Below are 15,752 nucleotides of genomic sequence, written 5' to 3' on the forward strand. Positions count from 1 at the left end.
GCGCAACCTAGAACTCGATGACCTTCCGGCCTTCACTGGGCCGCTCGCTGCGAGCGGTCGACCGGCTTTCGGAAATGCTCCGTCCGGAAAGGGCGTTGCTGCCCTGGCCGCGCCGTTCGGGATCCGCACCAAGGATTTTCTTCAGCACCGGGGTGATGACCTCCTTGAATTTTGCCGGGTCTTCCGAAGTCGGGAAGTGGCCACCGCCAAAGATGATGCATTCCGAATTTTTGACTTTTTCGGCCGTGCGCTGGGTCATTTCCGGCGTGCAGGCGAAGTCATACTCACCGGTAAGGAAGTAGATCGGCACCTTTCCCGAAATCTTCTGGCATTGATCCCGGAAGTCAGAATCGACGCTGTAAAAGTACAGGTCGCCCTTGAAGATGCCGGGGCCGCCCTGCGCGTAGTACCACCACGTTTCCCACCGATAGTCGTCCGGCGAAAGCGGTGCCATGAGGCCGAACACCGAAGTCGCAACCACTTCGCCACCGTGGATGTGAGGATGATGCAGCGCATCGATCCACCATCCTGGGGAATAGTCGCAGGCCTCAAGAGCGATAAAGGCCGAAAACTCGCTTTCATAGCGCAGTGCCAGCGCCAGGCAGATGTTGCCGCCCATCGACTGGCCCATGAGGACCGGCTTGCGCAGGTCAAGAGCCCTGCAGAATGCGACGATAAACTCACAATAGAACTTGGTGGTGAGCTTGTATTCGTCCTCCATCAGATGGAAGTCGGCCGGCGGGATCGATTTGCCGTGCCAGGGCATATCGAATGCTATGACGCGGAAATTCTGGCTAATATCCGGATCGCACATCTGGTGGCGATACTGGCGACCATCGGTGCCGGCGGTGTGCAGGCAGACCATCGGAATGCCCTCGCCGTGTTCCTCGTAATAGGTGCGGTACGTCTTGCCTTCGCATTGAACATAGACGTAACGACCAACGATTGGATCGTGTGTATTCATGACAACTCTCCTGCGCTGCCGTTAAACTTGTCGCATCAGCGAGAGCATACGCGTCAGCGCCCGCAGATTCTGCCAGAAGGGCAGCGAATTGCCCTCAATGATCAGCTGTTTGTGCAGCGGATGCGCCATCGCCCAGATGTCGTTGAACATCGGCGGTGGGATTTCCTGGGCAAACTTCGACCAGGCGCTGCTCGGCGCCTTGAGCCAGAATTCCACTCCCATGTCGTTCGGAGTGAGGCCCTGCGCAATCTTCTGGATCTTGCCGCCTCTAACGTCCACCAGATACTCGGTGTCATCAAAGCCGAGGACAAACTTGCTTGTAAAAAAGCGCCCGACCACCGGCAAAATGCGGTCATCGTTGACCTTCCTTGCCCATCGCTCGATCCACTCCAGATCAAAGCTGCTCCTGCTTCCGTATCTACTCATATGATCCTCCTGATTGGGGAATTCCGGACCCGTTCCTAACCGGGCAATGACTTCTTTGCGGGTCCGTAGACTGCCACAAACGACGCTGCATCAATGGCCACCGGCATGACTGCAGCCGCGAATGCTCCAAGATCGGCGTCGGCTGGCAACTCGACCTTGTCCGCCTTGAGCGCATAGAGGGTGAAAAAGTACCGGTGAGCACGGTCCGGTGGCCAAGGACCGCCATATCCCTTGCCGAACCCTGGGATCTTGAATGTCACGAAGTCGCTGTTGAACTCGGCGGCGCCGTGCGGCAACCGCAAGCTGCCGCTGGCGCCTTCTGGGAGCTCGCGGACCTCAACCGGAATGTTCGCCACCAGCCAGTGCGCAAATGCGCGGGGGAAATTAAATGCTGCCGGCAGATCAGGATCGGTAACAGCCAAGGCAAAGCTGCGCGTGCCTTCCGGTGGCCCTGACCAAACGAGTCTCGGCGAAAGCCGGTTGTCCTCGGCGAACCGGGCCGGGATGACGCTACCCGGCGCGATGTCAGGACAACTCAGCACAAAAGATGGTGTTGCCGCCATATGGTTCACCTCCTGGTTCAGCAGCGTCACAGACCTCGGCACCGGCCTGCCCTGCTCAAGTCTGGGGTTGTGACTCTCGGCCACAGTCACCGGGATGCCTGAGCCATTCTCGTTGGCGGCTTCGCCGGGCAAGCGTGCCGTCGCGCGGCGGCCGAACATGGCGTTGAGGATTGCATGGCCATCGAAGGGCGGCTCGAAATCCGCCGATACTGCGCCATTGCGAAAAACGTGAACCCGTGTGCACAGGTTCAGAAATTCCTCCAGTTCGCTAGACAAGAAGACCACGGCATTGCCGCGCGCAGCGAATTCCTTGAGGTTGCGGTAGAGATCGAGCTTGGCCCCGACGTCGATGCCGCGGGCAGGATCGTTGAGCACCAGAACCACCGGCTTTTCCGCGAAGGCCCTGGCAATCAATACCTTCTGCTGGTTACCGCCAGACAGCGACGTGATCAGGTTCTGGGGGCTCCCCATCTTGACGGCCAGTTTGCTGGATTCCCACTCAAACACCGGCGTCAGCTTGGTGCGGTTAATGAAGTTGAGCACCCCGCCCGACCGGAATTCGCGATAGACCGGAAGCAGCAGGTTCTCGTAAATGCTCAGATTGGCAAAGATGCCCTCTTTCTTGCGATCGCCGCTGACGTAACTGATTTTGTTGCGTCGCGCCGATGCGAGATCCGTGACCTCGCTGGCCTTGCCGTCATTGACCACCACCAACCGACCGGCGATCGGAGACTGGATGCCGGCGATGCATCTTACGAAATCCGCCTGCCCCTGCCCGTCCAACCCGGTGATCCCGACAACCTCGCCAGGATACACGGTGAAATTGACGGGGGCAGCGTCTGACCAAACCCGAAAGTCGGTCGCGCGGAGGACCGGCCGATCGCCGAGCCGCGTCGGCAACGGCTGATCACGACTTGTGCCGCTGCGCTCGGCACCGGCAATCAGCTCAAGAATCCTCGCTTCGGTAATCTCTTCCTTCGCCAGCCTGCCGACATCCACGCCGTCACGCAAAACCGTCGCGCGGTCTGCGATACGCACCAGCTCGGCGATGCGGTGGGTGACGATCAGGATGCTTGCCCCCCGTTGCTTGAGCTGCCGCATCTTGCGGAACAGCCTTTCCGTGGAATCGAAGTCGAGCGCGGCCGAAGACTCATCAAGAATCAGGACCCTGGGATCCGTTAGAAGAGCCCTGGCGATTGTCACCCATTGTTTGACACTCAGGGGGAGTTCACCCACCAACCCGGAGAGATCGATGTCAAAGCCGAGGAGTTCGCGCATCAGAGCGGATGCCTTGGCTTCTTTTTCTTCTCGGTTCATTGACGAGCCCAAAAGGCCGTCAGCGCCCAGGTAGAGGTTGTCCAGCACTGAGCACTCATCCGCGACGAGCACCTCCTGAAAAACGTTTGAAATGCCCAGCTGCCGCGCCTCGTGCGGGGACGTTGCCGACTTTCCGAGGATCGACACCTGGCCACTGTCCGGTATCAGTACGCCGGAGATGACCTTCGCCAGCGTACTCTTGCCCGAGCCGTTGCCGCCAATGATCGCATGAACCTCCCCCGCGTAGGCCGTCAGGTTGCACCCGCCGAGCGCCACAGTCGGCCCGAAGGACTTCCTGACCGATGAGAGTTCAACCGTGGGGTACGACATCATAGGTCCGGTTGGCCGACGCTGGTCGGCTAGACTTGCATGGAATGAAGGAAATGCCACCCCGTCAACATCGGCGGGGTGGCCAGACGTGCCTTAGTCAGTTCGCTTTGAAGGCCTCGGGATCGGCCGGACGCAGGAAGAATTGGTCCAGGTAATCCTTGCCTGCCCAGTTCTCGACACCGACGTTGTACCAGCCGTCCGAATCTTCGCTACAATCGGCCGGGACGGCCTTCTCAAGCTGGTCGTAGGACATGGTCTGCGGCTTGGTCAGGATCGACTGGACCTTGGGTCCCTGACCCTCGAGCGTGCGCATCATGACGTTCCAGCCGAACTCAAAGTCGTCGCCCGGAGGCCAGGCATGGATCGCCTGTGAGACGAAATCCTTGTTGTTGCGCCAGTAGCACAGCGCACCGATTTCGCCGCCGATCGAGAACGGGACCATATCGCGGCCGCTTTGCTGCAGCGCGCGCAAGGCGCCCAGTTCAGACGCCGACTGGATGATGATGCCGTTCAGATCGCCCGGATTGGTGGCCAGCCACTTCTGGATTTCGGACTGGGCAACCTGATCGGTCCACATGCCGGCAACCTGACCCACGACTTTGATGTCGGGATACTTTGCCAGAGCCTTCAGAACGCCGACGTTCTGCGAGTCGGAAGCCGACGCGCCCGGAATGCCTTCGACCACCAGGACATTGCCCTTGCCGTTGATCTGCTTGGCCATCCATTCGCCGAGCATGCTGCCGCCGACGACGAAGTTCGCCGAGGTGTTCACCGCATAAGGCGAGGTGAGATAGCCAACGGCAGAAAATACCGGAACGTCGCGCTGGTGGGCATATTCGACAGTCTGGTTCAGTGACGTCGGGTTCGAGCAGCAGACGATGATCGCGTCGACGCCCTGGTCCACCAACTGCCGCATCTGCTGGATTTGCGTGGAGTCGTTCAGGTTCGACTGGGTGATGATCACGTCCTTGACCAGTCCGAGCTTCTTCCATTTCGGAATAATCTCTTCCTGGAGCCGCTTCATCACGTCGGCGCGCCACGTGTTACCAGCATAGGAGCTGGCGTAGCCGATCGTCCACGGCGGACCCTTCTTCGGCTTCCAATCGCGATAGGCACTCTCCGCGAGCGGCTGCATCGGATCCATCATGTCTTTGTTATAAAGTTCGTCCTGGATGTTCTTGGGTAGCTCATCCACGCCGCCGGCAAATGCGGGGCTGAAGCTGGCGATCGTTGCGACAACGGCAAGCGATCGCAACATGGTTGCGAATGTCGTCAATTTTTCCTCCCTTAGTGCCGGGCGTTGAGCCGTGGGCACGCTGAGTTCAGTGGAACCCGGGGAGGACTATCGGGCAATCGGGACTTTGGAGGTAATACATTTTTCAAATGCGCTCTATACGCTTTCGCTATGGCGGGACGCCAGATAGTCCCTCCCGTTTACGTAGTCGAAGCCGGCATACCGCCCCTCGTCGATCATTGTTGCATCATCTCGGACCTGTCGTCGTATCCTGTGCGCGGTTTGCCCTAGTTTGCAGCTGAATTGGCAAGTGTCCTAAAGGACCTTATTCAGCGCTAGAACGCACGTGGGGTGGCTCCGACCGACGAGCCACATCGTTCGATCACGAGCACCTCTTCCGCCATAGCTACAGATTATCGCGTGTACCCTCCGCCGGGCGCAGGGAACTGGTCCGTCAACCGAGTTCCGCAGCCGGGTTCCGCAGCCGAGTTCCTGGCCTATACTCAGTCCAAACCCGAAGAGCCTGCGCTCGCTCCTTCTGACTGTCATCGTGGGTGGCGCACCCGCGAACTTCCACAGGATCGACGGCAAGGTCCGCTTTCAGGCACCACCAATATGTACTTCTATGACCGACTTAAGGCGCAAACAGACGTTTCGGTAGGGAGGGCTAATCATGCTGCTGAGCGTTCATTAGCCCTTCCTCCCGGTGTCGGCTCGCCCAGGAAGTGTGCAAGCGCCGACTTTCTCGAAGCCCGATCGAGCGCATAGGCGGTGTGGCTGAAGGCCACGCCGTCGAGCAGGCCCTGAATGTAGCCAGCGATGCTATCAGCCGCCATGATGAGTGCAGTGTCCACGGTGTGGATGTAGCGGCTCGTCACCGTCCCTCGTGAGTGACCGACCAAGGCGGCGATCGTCGCCTCGGTGAACCCAAGGTCATTGGCAATGCTGGCGAAGCTGTGTCGCAGAACATGGGGCGTGATGCCGGCCAGGTCTGTCCTCTCGAGTAGCTTCGTCCAGTGCCTTGGGAAGCTCCCGAATGCCGTGTCATCCTCCCAACCGGGAAAGACATAGTCTTCGACACCCTGTTCCTCGTCGCGGCGACCCTCGAGGTACTCCAGGACCGGCAGACCGATCGGACGCACTGACGCTCCTTCCTTGCTGTCGGTCAGGCGCAGGCAACTGCCCTCGATATCGACTTCGCCGCATCGTAGGCCGATGACCTCGCTGCGTCGGCATCCCGTTAAGGCGATCACCCGGATCATTTCTGCGGTGGTCTCGTATTGCCCGTCGTCGACCGCCTTCCGCAGAATATCGCCGAGCGTGCGATACTCCTGCTCGCTGAGACGGCGGGCGTTTATCCTGTCCTTCGGCTTGCGAACGCCATGCACGGGATTCTGCTCGATGATGCCGAGCTCGACCGCATAGGTGAGAATGCCGCCGAAGAGCCCTATCGTTCGAGCCGCCGTGCCGGCTCCACCGCGCACGATTGCGCGCCCACGCAGCTTGTCCGTCTTGACGTTCGCGCGTGTCTTGCCCGCCATGATGTCCTTCATGGCCTGGGTGATGTCGGACTTGGCCAAATCGCGCACCCGTCGACTGCCGAGCAGCGGAACGATGTGGCGCTCAACGCGCCCGACATCGGTGGAGATCGTCGTGGGCTTCTTTGGCCGTCCCTTTTTCCCGAGCACGAGCCCATTCTTGAGATCTTCGAGGTAACGGGTGCAGAGTTCCTTGACGGTGATCGCCTCGCGATCGAGCTTGCGCTCCTCGGCGGGGTTGCCGCCCCTTGCGACCTGACCCAGCAGGACTTTCGCCTCGCGCCTGGCTTCCTCAGGAGTCCAAACTCCATGCAGTCCGATTGTGTAGCGACGCGAGCGGCCGGCAGTGCGATACTGCACAACGTAGCTGCGCTTCCCCGAAGCAAAGACACGCAGTCCGAAACCGGGTAACTCCTCATCCCACATCACGTAGTCCGAGGATTTGATTTTGGTGGCATCGACGGTTCGTTTGGTCAGCTTCGCCATGCTAGGGTGTCTCCTTGACAGAATCCCCGCGTAAGCAAAGCGTAAGCACGGCAGGGAGGGGTTTGAGCCGTCCCGTCGTACCGTCGGCGCTGATCGATTTCAAATTTGTTTTGTGATTTCAGTGGCATAGCGCACATTCGGATAGAGACGGATAGTTTCGGCGAAAGCCACTATCCATTCTCCGAAGGCAGAGGTCACAGGTTCGAATCCTGTCGGGTGCGCCAAATACCCTCCACAGTACGCTATAGCCGCCGAAACTACGCCCGTGCAAAGAGCGCGAGATAGCCGGTGTGTGAAAAAGCGGTGAAACGGCGGCGTTTGGCGGTGAAAGAGTTCGAATCGCTTACGGTGGTAGGAGTCGGTCGGAGCTGGTACGTTGGCGGGTGGAGGGAGTCACGCGTAGCCTATGATCGACGCAGCACGTCCTGCCATTCTGGATGACGGTCGATCTGCGCTTTTGCGAACGGACAGAGCGGCACGATGGAGACTCCATCGCGCCGGGCATCCTCGACCGCCTGACGAACCATGCGCTCACCTATCCTGCGGCCCCGCAAGGCCGCCGGAACCTTCGTATGATCGATGATGATCAGCCTTTCGCCTGCCCGGCTGTAGGTCATCTCGGCCTCGACGCCGTCGATGACCATCCGGTAGCGACCCTTCGATGAGGTATCCTCCCGCTCGACCTTTTCGACGGTCAAGGGAGAGGCAGGGCCCGGCTGCTCGGCGTCATGCGGCCGCGCCTGACCCCGCCGCCCCGGCATGCAGTCCAGTAGGTCGCGATCCCATCTTCCGAGATCGGCCGCGGCGTCGTAGGTCGAGACGAGAAACTCCATAAGCGCCGCGTCGGGGTCGGCCGTCGACTGCACGGCATCGTAGGGCAGGATGAACTCCGTCAGGCCTTCATCCCAGAAAGCGGAATCGGGCCGGACCGAGGCGCCGCGGAAGCCTTTCGGCTCAGGATAGGCATAGGCGTAGAAGGCGGGATAATCGATGCCGCCCCCGCCCGGCCAGAAGCCTGCCGACGAGACCTCGCGGTCGTAGGCTTCGTGCGTCACGTGATCGGGCAATGTCGGAATGCCGCCAGGATGGAGAGGAGCGCGCCGCCCCGAAAAGCGGGTGACTGCCAAGTCAAAACTGCCCCAGAACAGGTGAACGGGACTGGACTTGCCAAGAAAGGAGGTCCGGAACCGATTGAATACCCTGTCGACCGCCACCGATGCGTGATGGAAGCGCTGAACGGCTTCCCGGTCATAGGGCCGGTCGCGATGATCTTCGGTGAACGGTACGGGGTTGGGCACTTCGTTCGGATTGTCGTTAAAGGTCGGCGTGCCTCCAAGTTCGGAAATCAACTGCACGAAATTGGCGTGGAACGCCGCGACTGTGGATGGCCCGAGCGCAAACGATGCCTTGCGACCATTGCCGCATGTGCCGACAACCATATGGTCCCGAAGGTCGAAGAGGATCTCAATGCCTGGGCCGTCGGGGATCGGCGAGGAGGTCAGGCCGAGCGGCGTGACATAGAAGGTCGCGTTCCAGGAATGGTTGAGCCACGGGGTATGAGCAAGGCGATATTTCCCGGCGATCTGCAAATAGAGATGCAGGGCCGAACACGTCTCGCGCCAGCTGAGGTAGTCCAGGTGGGGCCACTTGTTGCTCATTCTGCTTTCTCCATTCAGAACATACCCGGCACGCGACGCGTCATCTCGTCTGAACCGCCCGGGTCCGTGCCCAGGCGACCTCCTTCTTAGCGCCGGTCAGTCCGGTAGGGGAATGTGCTCATCTCGGTCATCGATCGGGAGATCGAAACGTCCCTTGCCCCAGTCCTCGGCGCGCCATTCGGCCTTCGCTTCTTCGATGCGGTCCTTCGAGGAGGCGACGAAGTTCCACCAGATATAGCGCGGTCCGCTGAGCGTTGCGCCGCCGAGGATCATCAGCCGTGCACCTTGGCCGCCGGCCGCGACCGTGATCCTGTCACCAGGCCTGAAGACCATCATCTGAGATGCCTCATATTCCTGGCCAGCAACCGAGATCGAACCTTCGACGATGTAGATTCCCCTGTCTTCGTGATCGTCCGGCATCGGCAGTCGGCATCCGGCTTCGAGCGTCACGTCGGCGTAGAACGTCTCCGAGAACATCGTCGCGGGTGCCTTCTGGCCATAGGCGTCCCCGAGGATGAGCCGGACCGAAACGCCGCGATCCTCAATCACCGGCAGCGCCTCTTTGCCGTGGTGCTCGAACATGGGCGCCATGTCCTCATGGCTGTCGGGCAGCGCCAGCCAGGTCTGTATTCCGAACAGGCTGTTCGGACCGGTTCGGGCGGCTGCGGAGGTGCGCTCCGAATGGGACACACCGCGCCCGGCAACCATCCAGTTCAGCGCGCCCGGACGGATCATCTGGTCGGCACCGGTGCTGTCACGGTGATGGAAATCGCCGCGATGGAGGTAGGTGACGGTGCCGAGACCGATATGCGGGTGCGGCCGAACGTCGACGCCCTGCCCGGTCAATAGCTCGGCCGGCCCGGCCTGGTCGAAGAAGATGAACGGCCCTACCATCTGCCGATTCGGCGCCGGCAAGGCGCGCCGGACCTCGAAGCCGCCAAGGTCTCGGGCACGCGGAACAATAAGAGTTTCGATCGCATCGACGCCCACCGCATCGGGGCACCCCGGTTCGATTGCTGGGTTCCAACTCATGCGCGTCATCCTCACTTAGGCTTCCAGACAGCCTCGCCCTGGCCGATGCGAATGCCTGATTTCGATCAATCCGGACCATGCGAGCGGGTGAGCGCTTTCGTCCGGACGAAAACTTAAACTGGCGAGTAAGCGTCTGCCCAACTAGTCCTGCGATGCGTTAAGCTGTGTCGCAGTAAGTGGAACGCACCGGCGATGTCGTCGCGTTCAGCGGCTGAGTAGAGCGACCTTCGAACTCCTGCCCTTTGATTAGGCTTCGCGCCGATCGTGTTCAGCGGCCGAGCCCCCAAAGGTGTGGATTCAGTTCGAAGCTCTTGATCAGCATCTCGGTGAGAACCCGTACTTTCCGCGCGGGATGCTGACCAGGCGGGCGGATGACATACGCGCCTGCCGAAGGCGGTGGATAGCGTGTCATAATCGGAACGAGCGCTCCGGAGGTCACATAGTCATACGTAATGCAATCGGGGAGCCAAGCGATGCCGAGCCCTGCCACCGCGGCGGCGGCAAGCGCCGTAGCGTTATCGGCCTTGAATCTGCCCTGCGGCTGAACCGTGACGATCTTGTCGCCATCCATGAACTGCCAGGCTTCCGTCCCCTGCATGAGTGCCTGATGGGTGACGAGCTCATCTGGCGTCTGAGGTGAACCGCGCGTTTTGATATAATCCGGACTTGCGACGAGCTTTCCATAGATCGGTCCGATGCGCTTCGCGATCAGGTTGGAGTCCTGAAGGTACCCGACCCGGATCGCGCAGTCGAAACCCTCTGCGATGAGATCGACGAAGCGATCGCTGTAGGAGGTATGGATCTGGAGCTGCGGGTGCTGATGCGCCATTTCCGCAAGCACCGGGGCGAAGTGGGTCGGGCCGAAGGAAAGCGGCATGGCAACTCTCAGGCGGCCGCGCAGATCACCGGTTGGGAGGATCGTTTCCCTGGCCGTGTCGATCTCGGCGCTGGCTCGGGCCGCATGATCCCTGAATGTGATCCCCGCTTCCGTAAGCGCGGCGCCGCGGGTCGTTCGTGCAAGAAGCTGAACGCCGAGTTCTGCTTCGATCCGGAAAAGCCGCCGACTGACGATTGACTTGGAGACGCCGAGCCGGCGCGCGGCGGCCGATACGCCCCTTGCATCGGCTACTGCGACGAATGTCAGTAGATCTTCGATGTCCAATTTGGCGTTCCTCGTTTCGCGACACAGCTTGCCTGACTATGGCACTACCGCATCGCCTAAGGGAACAGCAAATTGCGTCCAGGCAACGTCGCCCCTGGCGCATGTCTCCCGTGAACCCATTGCCGCCCATAGCGGCAGAGAAAGGAAGTCTTGATGATCCCTCGTAACGGCCTCGATTCGCTTCTTCGTCCCGAAGACTCGGTCCTCGTTCTGATCGACCACCAGCCTTATCAGCTCGCAAACCTCAACAGCCACGATCCGCACATGGTGGTCAACAATTCGACGGCGCTGGCGAAGCTAGCAAAAGCCTTCAATGTTCCGACCATTCTCACCAGCGTGATCGCGGCGCGCGGTGGACTTCTCTTTAAGCAGATCACCGACGTATTTCCGGACCAGGAAGTCATCGATCGCACCTGGGTGAACACCTGGCAGGACGAGAATGTGGTGAACGTCGTCAAGGCGACCGGCCGCAAGCAGCTGATCATCGCCGGCCTGTGGACCGAGGTCTGCGTCGCAATGCCTGTGATCCAGGCCGCCGGCGAAGGCTGGGACGTGACCGTGATCACCGACGCGTCGGGCGGGATTTCGAAGGAGTCTCACGAAGTTGCCATCCAGCGAATGATCGCGGCCGGCGCGAACGTGATGACCGTGATGGCGCTCGCTGGCGAATGGCAACGCGATTGGGCGCGCACCGAGCATGTCGAGGAGCTGACCGAGATTCTCATCCAGCACTTCGGCGGCAGCGGCATCGCGTATCTTTGGGAGCAGCAGCTTCTCAACACGCCAGTAGCTGGCTGATCCCGGCCGGCATGGCGAGCATTTCGGTGAGGGTCGGAATCGATCCGTTTGCCGGCCCTCGCCATCCTCACCTCACAGGGAAGCCTTCTACCATGTGCGGCGATTGCGTGTGATCCCACCCGCCGCCTTTTGAATAACTCGCGGAGTTCCTCGATGCCTCCCACCTTCACCCTTGGCCTGCCGCTCAACCGCCGCGACGTCCTGATCTCGGCCCCGGCGCTTGCCGCAAGCTTCGCCTTTCCATTGGGTCCTGCGCGTGCTGCGGGGCCTGCCACCCACGATACTCCAGAAGGAGAACGCACCATGGGCTTTGTCACGACCGACGACGACGTACGGATTTTCTATAAGGACTGGGGTCCCAAGGGCGCTCAGCCTATCGTTTTTCACCATGGCTGGCCGCTCAGCTCCGACGACTGGGACGCGCAGATGCTTTTCTTCCTGTCGAAGGGCTATCGCGTCGTCGCGCATGACCGGCGCGGCCATGGTCGCTCGGAGCAGGTCGCCGATGGTCACGACATTGGCCATTACGCGGCTGACGCCTTTGCCGTCGCCGAGGCGCTTGATCTGCGGAACGCGGTTCACATCGGCCATTCCACCGGTGGCGGCGAAGTCGCGCGGTACGTGGCGCGACACGGCGAACCTGCGGGCCGGGTGGCCAAGGCCGTCCTCGTCGCCGCCATTCCGCCGCTGATGCTGAAGACCGACGACAACCCCGAAGGTACACCGATGGAGGTCTTCGACGTCTTTCGGACGGCACTGGCCAGCAACCGTGCACAGTTCTTCCGGGACGTCCCGTCGGGCCCGTTCTACGGATTCAACCGCGAGGGTACGACGGTCCATGAAGGAGTGATCCAGAACTGGTGGCGGCAGGGCATGATGGGTAGCGCCAAGGCGCACTACGACGGCATCAAGGCCTTCTCGGAAACCGACCAGACCGAGGACCTCAAGGCGATCACCGTGCCGACGCTGGTGCTGCACGGTGAGGACGACCAGGTCGTTCCGATCGCCGCCTCGGCTTTGAAGGCGGTCAAGCTGCTGCCGAACGGCTCGCTGAAGACCTATTCTGGTTTCTCTCATGGCATGCTGACGGTAAATGCTGACGTGCTGAACGCCGACCTTCTGGAGTTCGTCACCAACTGAAGTAGCTGCGGGGCGCGGCTCCCAGCCCCGCCCCGCAGTACGAGTCGACGCTTGAGAAGATGTGTGTGCATCGGTGGAGCACAAGAACTCCATCGCGCACTATAAGCGGCTGCGCTCATCGCGGTCTCACCGCGCGCATGTCAGCTAATCCTATTGCTGGGGCCGAAACCAGGCGGTCAGAAGACGGCCCCACATCGGTCGTTCAATGTCATTGGTCTGGGCGGTCATTCGCGACCTTTGGGGACTCATGAGGCAAGGCATGAACAGGCGCAGTCTCTGATCGGAGGGATCGCCTCGACGGCCAACCAAGATGCAGAATGTGGTGCCTCCTGCTATCTATTTGAATTCTAATGATCTCTCCGTCCCATTTAGAGGGCTATAGCGTAGACGTAGTTCTCATCATCACCCGGTGAGGCGCGCCAGATTTCCCAGTATGTGGCCCGGATACACAGGTTCCGGTTTCATTCTGCCGCATGCTGTGCGCAAGACGCCGCTGCGCGCCAAGGCGCGCAGGTGGTCGCGGCGGTAGCCGCCATTGTCGTGCCGTATCCGTTCGCGAGCCCTGCGGGCGAACGTCTTTAGGCACCATTCGCCTTATCCTTGCCAGAAGCGCTTGGCGATCTCTGCCTCGACCTGCCGTTTCGTCAGACCGATATCGTCGATCAAATGGGGATTGTCCTTCGACATTTGCTTAAGATCCCAGCGAAAGCGTGTCTGCTCGCGCCAGGTCGCGATGATGCTTCGCAGGGTCGTCATGCGCCGACGCGAAACTTCCGCCGGCCCCTGGGGCGTTCCCGGCCGCGCCGCCTGATGCGGGGCCGATGCAAGGGTGTCGTTCACAGCAACCTCCTATGGTTTGAGGATCTGGTGACCCTCGACCTGAAAGAGGTTGAATTCTGCAGGATACCGACAGCGTCGTAATTAAGCTCTCCCAAATAGTTCTCAAAACTTCCAAACGGGCTATAGATGCGCCGCATGCAGGGATCGCGCTTTGCCTTTGGTCCGTTCGTGCTTGATTCCGGTGCGGGAACGCTGCTTCGGAACGATGTCCCCGTTGCCGTGGGCTATCGCGGGATAAACCTGCTTGCGGCGCTCGTCGAACGGCCCGGCGAAATCCTTGAGAAGGCCGAGTTGATGGACGCGGCGTGGCCGGGCATCGCCGTCGAGGAAGGCAACCTCACCGTCCAGATCTCGCTGCTGCGCAAGCTGCTTGGTCCGGCCGGCGATGCCGGCAATGGGGGCGGTGAATGGATATCAACGGTTCCGCGCGTCGGCTACCGCTTCACCGGCGCCATCGAGCACCTCGGCGGCGCGAAGCGAAAACCTTTGCCGCTGCCCGACAAACCGTCGATAGCCGTGCTGCCCTTCGTCAATGTCAGCAACGATCCCGAGCAGGACTCCTTCGCGGACGGGTTGACCGAAGACCTGATCACCGACCTGTCCAGGATCTCCGGCCTGTTCGTCATCGCTCGCAACTCGACCTTTGCCTACAAAGGAAAGTCGATGGACGTACGCGGGATCGCCGAGGACCTTGGCGTGCGCTATTTGCTGGAGGGTAGCGCAAGACACGCCGCGGGGCGCGTGCGCATCAATGCACAGCTGGTCGACGCTGTGAGTGGCGAACATCTATGGGCGGAACGCTTCGATCGCAGCCTGGAAGATATCTTTGCCGTTCAGGACGAGGTCACCGGCAAGATCGTGGAGGCGTTGCTCGGCCGGCTGCGCGCACCGCCGCCGCGCAATCGGCCCAAAAATCTGGAGGCTTACGATCTCTGCGTGCGAGCGCGCAAGCTGATGGATGATTCGCCGCAGACGGCGCGGGAAGCGCATCTGATGCTCACGCGCGCGGTTTCTCTCGATCCGGAATACGCCGAGGCCTATCGCTGGCTTGCCATGAACCACTGGATGGGATGGGTACATTCCGGGGGACCAACTGAATCTTCCCGTGGCGTTGCTTTGGAATTGGCGCGCAAGGCTGTAGCGATCGATCCCAACGATGCCGGCTGCCATTGGGTGCTGGGTTACCTGCTTGCCTATGAGCGCAGCTTCGCCGAGGCGGATGCGGAATTCGCCAAGGCGATCGAGCTCGACCCGAACGAGGCCGACGCCTGGGCGGCATTGTCCGACATCGCGGTCCTGGCCGGGCGGGTCGAGGAGGGCCTCGAGCACATTCGCAAGGCGTTCCGGCTGAACCCGTTTCCGGCAAGTTGGTACTATCTGACGCTCGGCCAGGCGCAATATGCGGCGCGCGATTACGAAGCCGCCGTCGAGACCCTGCGCAGGGACGAGACTTATCGCACAAGCTCGCGCCGTTTCCTGGCGGCAAGCCTTGCGCAACTCGGCCGGCTCGACGAGGCGTGCGCCGAGGTTGAACTGTTCCTCGTCGGCAATCCGCATTTCACAACCCGCCACTGGGTCATGACGGAGCCGTTCCGCGACGCTGCGACGCTCGAGCATTTCGTCGATGGCTTCCGCAAGGCCGGCCTTCCGGAGTGATGCGTCAGGTATCGATGAAGGTAAATATCCCGGTCAGTTCGTAGCGGCGCCCTCGCACCGTTCGTGCGTGCGACCTACTCCTCAAAGCGACCTGTGGCGTCACGATCGCGCTCGTATCGCCTCGTCAGCGGAAACGGCGGCAGATCGTGTCCCAGGGCGTGGTGCAGCTGACGGCTTGGTCGCCGCGCTCTCCGGCATGGGCCGGGCTGATCAGCGTGCCACGGCTGGCAGGCTGATGAGAGGATCATCGCTCATTTGGCTGATGGTTTCCAGCGTCATGTATCTGGCGCGCTGCACGGCCCATTCGTCGTTCTGTTCGAGCAGCAAGGCGCCGACGAGGCGCACGATCGCATCGTCGTTGGGGAAGATTCCGACGACCTCGGTGCGCCGCTTGATCTCGCCGTTGAGACGCTCGATCGGATTCGTCGAGTGGAGCTTGGCGCGGTGCTCCTTGGGGAAGGTCATGTAGGCCAGCACATCGGGCTCGGCGTCGTCCATGATTGTCGCCAGCTTCGGCACCTTCGGCCGGATCTGGTCGGCCACAGTGCGCCATTGCGTGCTTGCGGCCTCGGCCGTTTCCTGGGCGAAGGCGGTGGCGATGAAAGCGG

The 15,752-nt window shown here is 61.0% G+C and carries 13 protein-coding genes; 3 read left to right on the plus strand and 10 right to left on the minus strand.

Annotated elements, in window-relative coordinates:
• Positions 1 to 7: 7 nt before the first annotated feature.
• From MESS4_RS02435 to MESS4_RS02470, 8 genes are all read right to left on the minus strand, one after another.
• Positions 8 to 964 carry an alpha/beta hydrolase gene (locus MESS4_RS02435; protein WP_006326050.1) on the minus strand — a complete coding sequence of 319 codons (957 nt, stop codon included), beginning with the start codon at positions 962 to 964 and terminating at the stop codon, positions 8 to 10.
• A 21-nt stretch (positions 965 to 985) separates the two neighbouring features.
• Positions 986 to 1,390, minus strand: a complete 405-nt coding sequence (locus MESS4_RS02440) for a hypothetical protein (protein ID WP_006326052.1) — start codon at positions 1,388 to 1,390, stop codon at positions 986 to 988.
• A 35-nt stretch (positions 1,391 to 1,425) separates the two neighbouring features.
• Entirely contained in the window at positions 1,426 to 3,600 is a 2,175-nt protein-coding gene (locus MESS4_RS02445) for a YbhB/YbcL family Raf kinase inhibitor-like protein (protein WP_006326054.1), read from the minus strand.
• A gap of 97 nt (positions 3,601 to 3,697) precedes the next feature.
• Complete coding sequence (locus MESS4_RS02450; protein ID WP_006326055.1) at positions 3,698 to 4,876, minus strand: ABC transporter substrate-binding protein; 1,179 nt, start codon at positions 4,874 to 4,876, stop codon at positions 3,698 to 3,700.
• 629 nt (positions 4,877 to 5,505) lie between these two features.
• Positions 5,506 to 6,858 carry a site-specific integrase gene (locus MESS4_RS02455; protein WP_006326057.1) on the minus strand — a complete coding sequence of 451 codons (1,353 nt, stop codon included), beginning with the start codon at positions 6,856 to 6,858 and terminating at the stop codon, positions 5,506 to 5,508.
• Between the two features lie 404 nt (positions 6,859 to 7,262).
• Positions 7,263 to 8,516 carry a DUF5996 family protein gene (locus MESS4_RS02460; RefSeq protein WP_006326061.1) on the minus strand — a complete coding sequence of 418 codons (1,254 nt, stop codon included), beginning with the start codon at positions 8,514 to 8,516 and terminating at the stop codon, positions 7,263 to 7,265.
• Positions 8,517 to 8,612: 96 nt separating this feature from the next.
• Positions 8,613 to 9,548 carry a pirin family protein gene (locus MESS4_RS02465; protein ID WP_006326067.1) on the minus strand — a complete coding sequence of 312 codons (936 nt, stop codon included), beginning with the start codon at positions 9,546 to 9,548 and terminating at the stop codon, positions 8,613 to 8,615.
• A gap of 268 nt (positions 9,549 to 9,816) precedes the next feature.
• Positions 9,817 to 10,710: a LysR family transcriptional regulator gene (locus tag MESS4_RS02470; RefSeq protein ID WP_006326069.1), complete on the minus strand. Its 894-nt coding sequence runs from the start codon at positions 10,708 to 10,710 to the stop codon at positions 9,817 to 9,819.
• Between the two features lie 153 nt (positions 10,711 to 10,863).
• On the opposite strand from MESS4_RS02470, the gene MESS4_RS02475 reads away from it, so the two are divergent.
• Both MESS4_RS02475 and MESS4_RS02480 read left to right on the plus strand, forming a co-directional pair.
• A complete protein-coding gene (locus MESS4_RS02475) occupies positions 10,864 to 11,508 on the plus strand; it encodes a hydrolase (protein WP_006326070.1) in 645 nt (214 codons plus the stop codon).
• 303 nt (positions 11,509 to 11,811) lie between these two features.
• Positions 11,812 to 12,648 carry an alpha/beta hydrolase gene (locus tag MESS4_RS02480; RefSeq protein WP_348259137.1) on the plus strand — a complete coding sequence of 279 codons (837 nt, stop codon included), beginning with the start codon at positions 11,812 to 11,814 and terminating at the stop codon, positions 12,646 to 12,648.
• 594 nt (positions 12,649 to 13,242) lie between these two features.
• Here MESS4_RS02480 and MESS4_RS31520 read toward each other — a convergent pair.
• Positions 13,243 to 13,488: a DUF1127 domain-containing protein gene (locus MESS4_RS31520; RefSeq protein ID WP_006326073.1), complete on the minus strand. Its 246-nt coding sequence runs from the start codon at positions 13,486 to 13,488 to the stop codon at positions 13,243 to 13,245.
• Positions 13,489 to 13,623: 135 nt separating this feature from the next.
• Between MESS4_RS31520 and MESS4_RS02490 the strand changes: the two genes are divergently transcribed.
• A complete protein-coding gene (locus MESS4_RS02490; protein ID WP_036240475.1) occupies positions 13,624 to 15,144 on the plus strand; it encodes a winged helix-turn-helix domain-containing tetratricopeptide repeat protein in 1,521 nt (506 codons plus the stop codon).
• A 210-nt stretch (positions 15,145 to 15,354) separates the two neighbouring features.
• Here the strand turns inward: MESS4_RS02490 and MESS4_RS02495 are convergent.
• The coding region (locus MESS4_RS02495) for an IS256 family transposase (RefSeq protein WP_036240449.1) at positions 15,355 to 15,752 on the minus strand (398 nt) is incomplete at its 5' end.

Origin of the sequence: Mesorhizobium sp. STM 4661, assembly GCF_000359125.1 — a bacterium.
GTDB lineage: Bacteria > Pseudomonadota > Alphaproteobacteria > Rhizobiales > Rhizobiaceae > Mesorhizobium.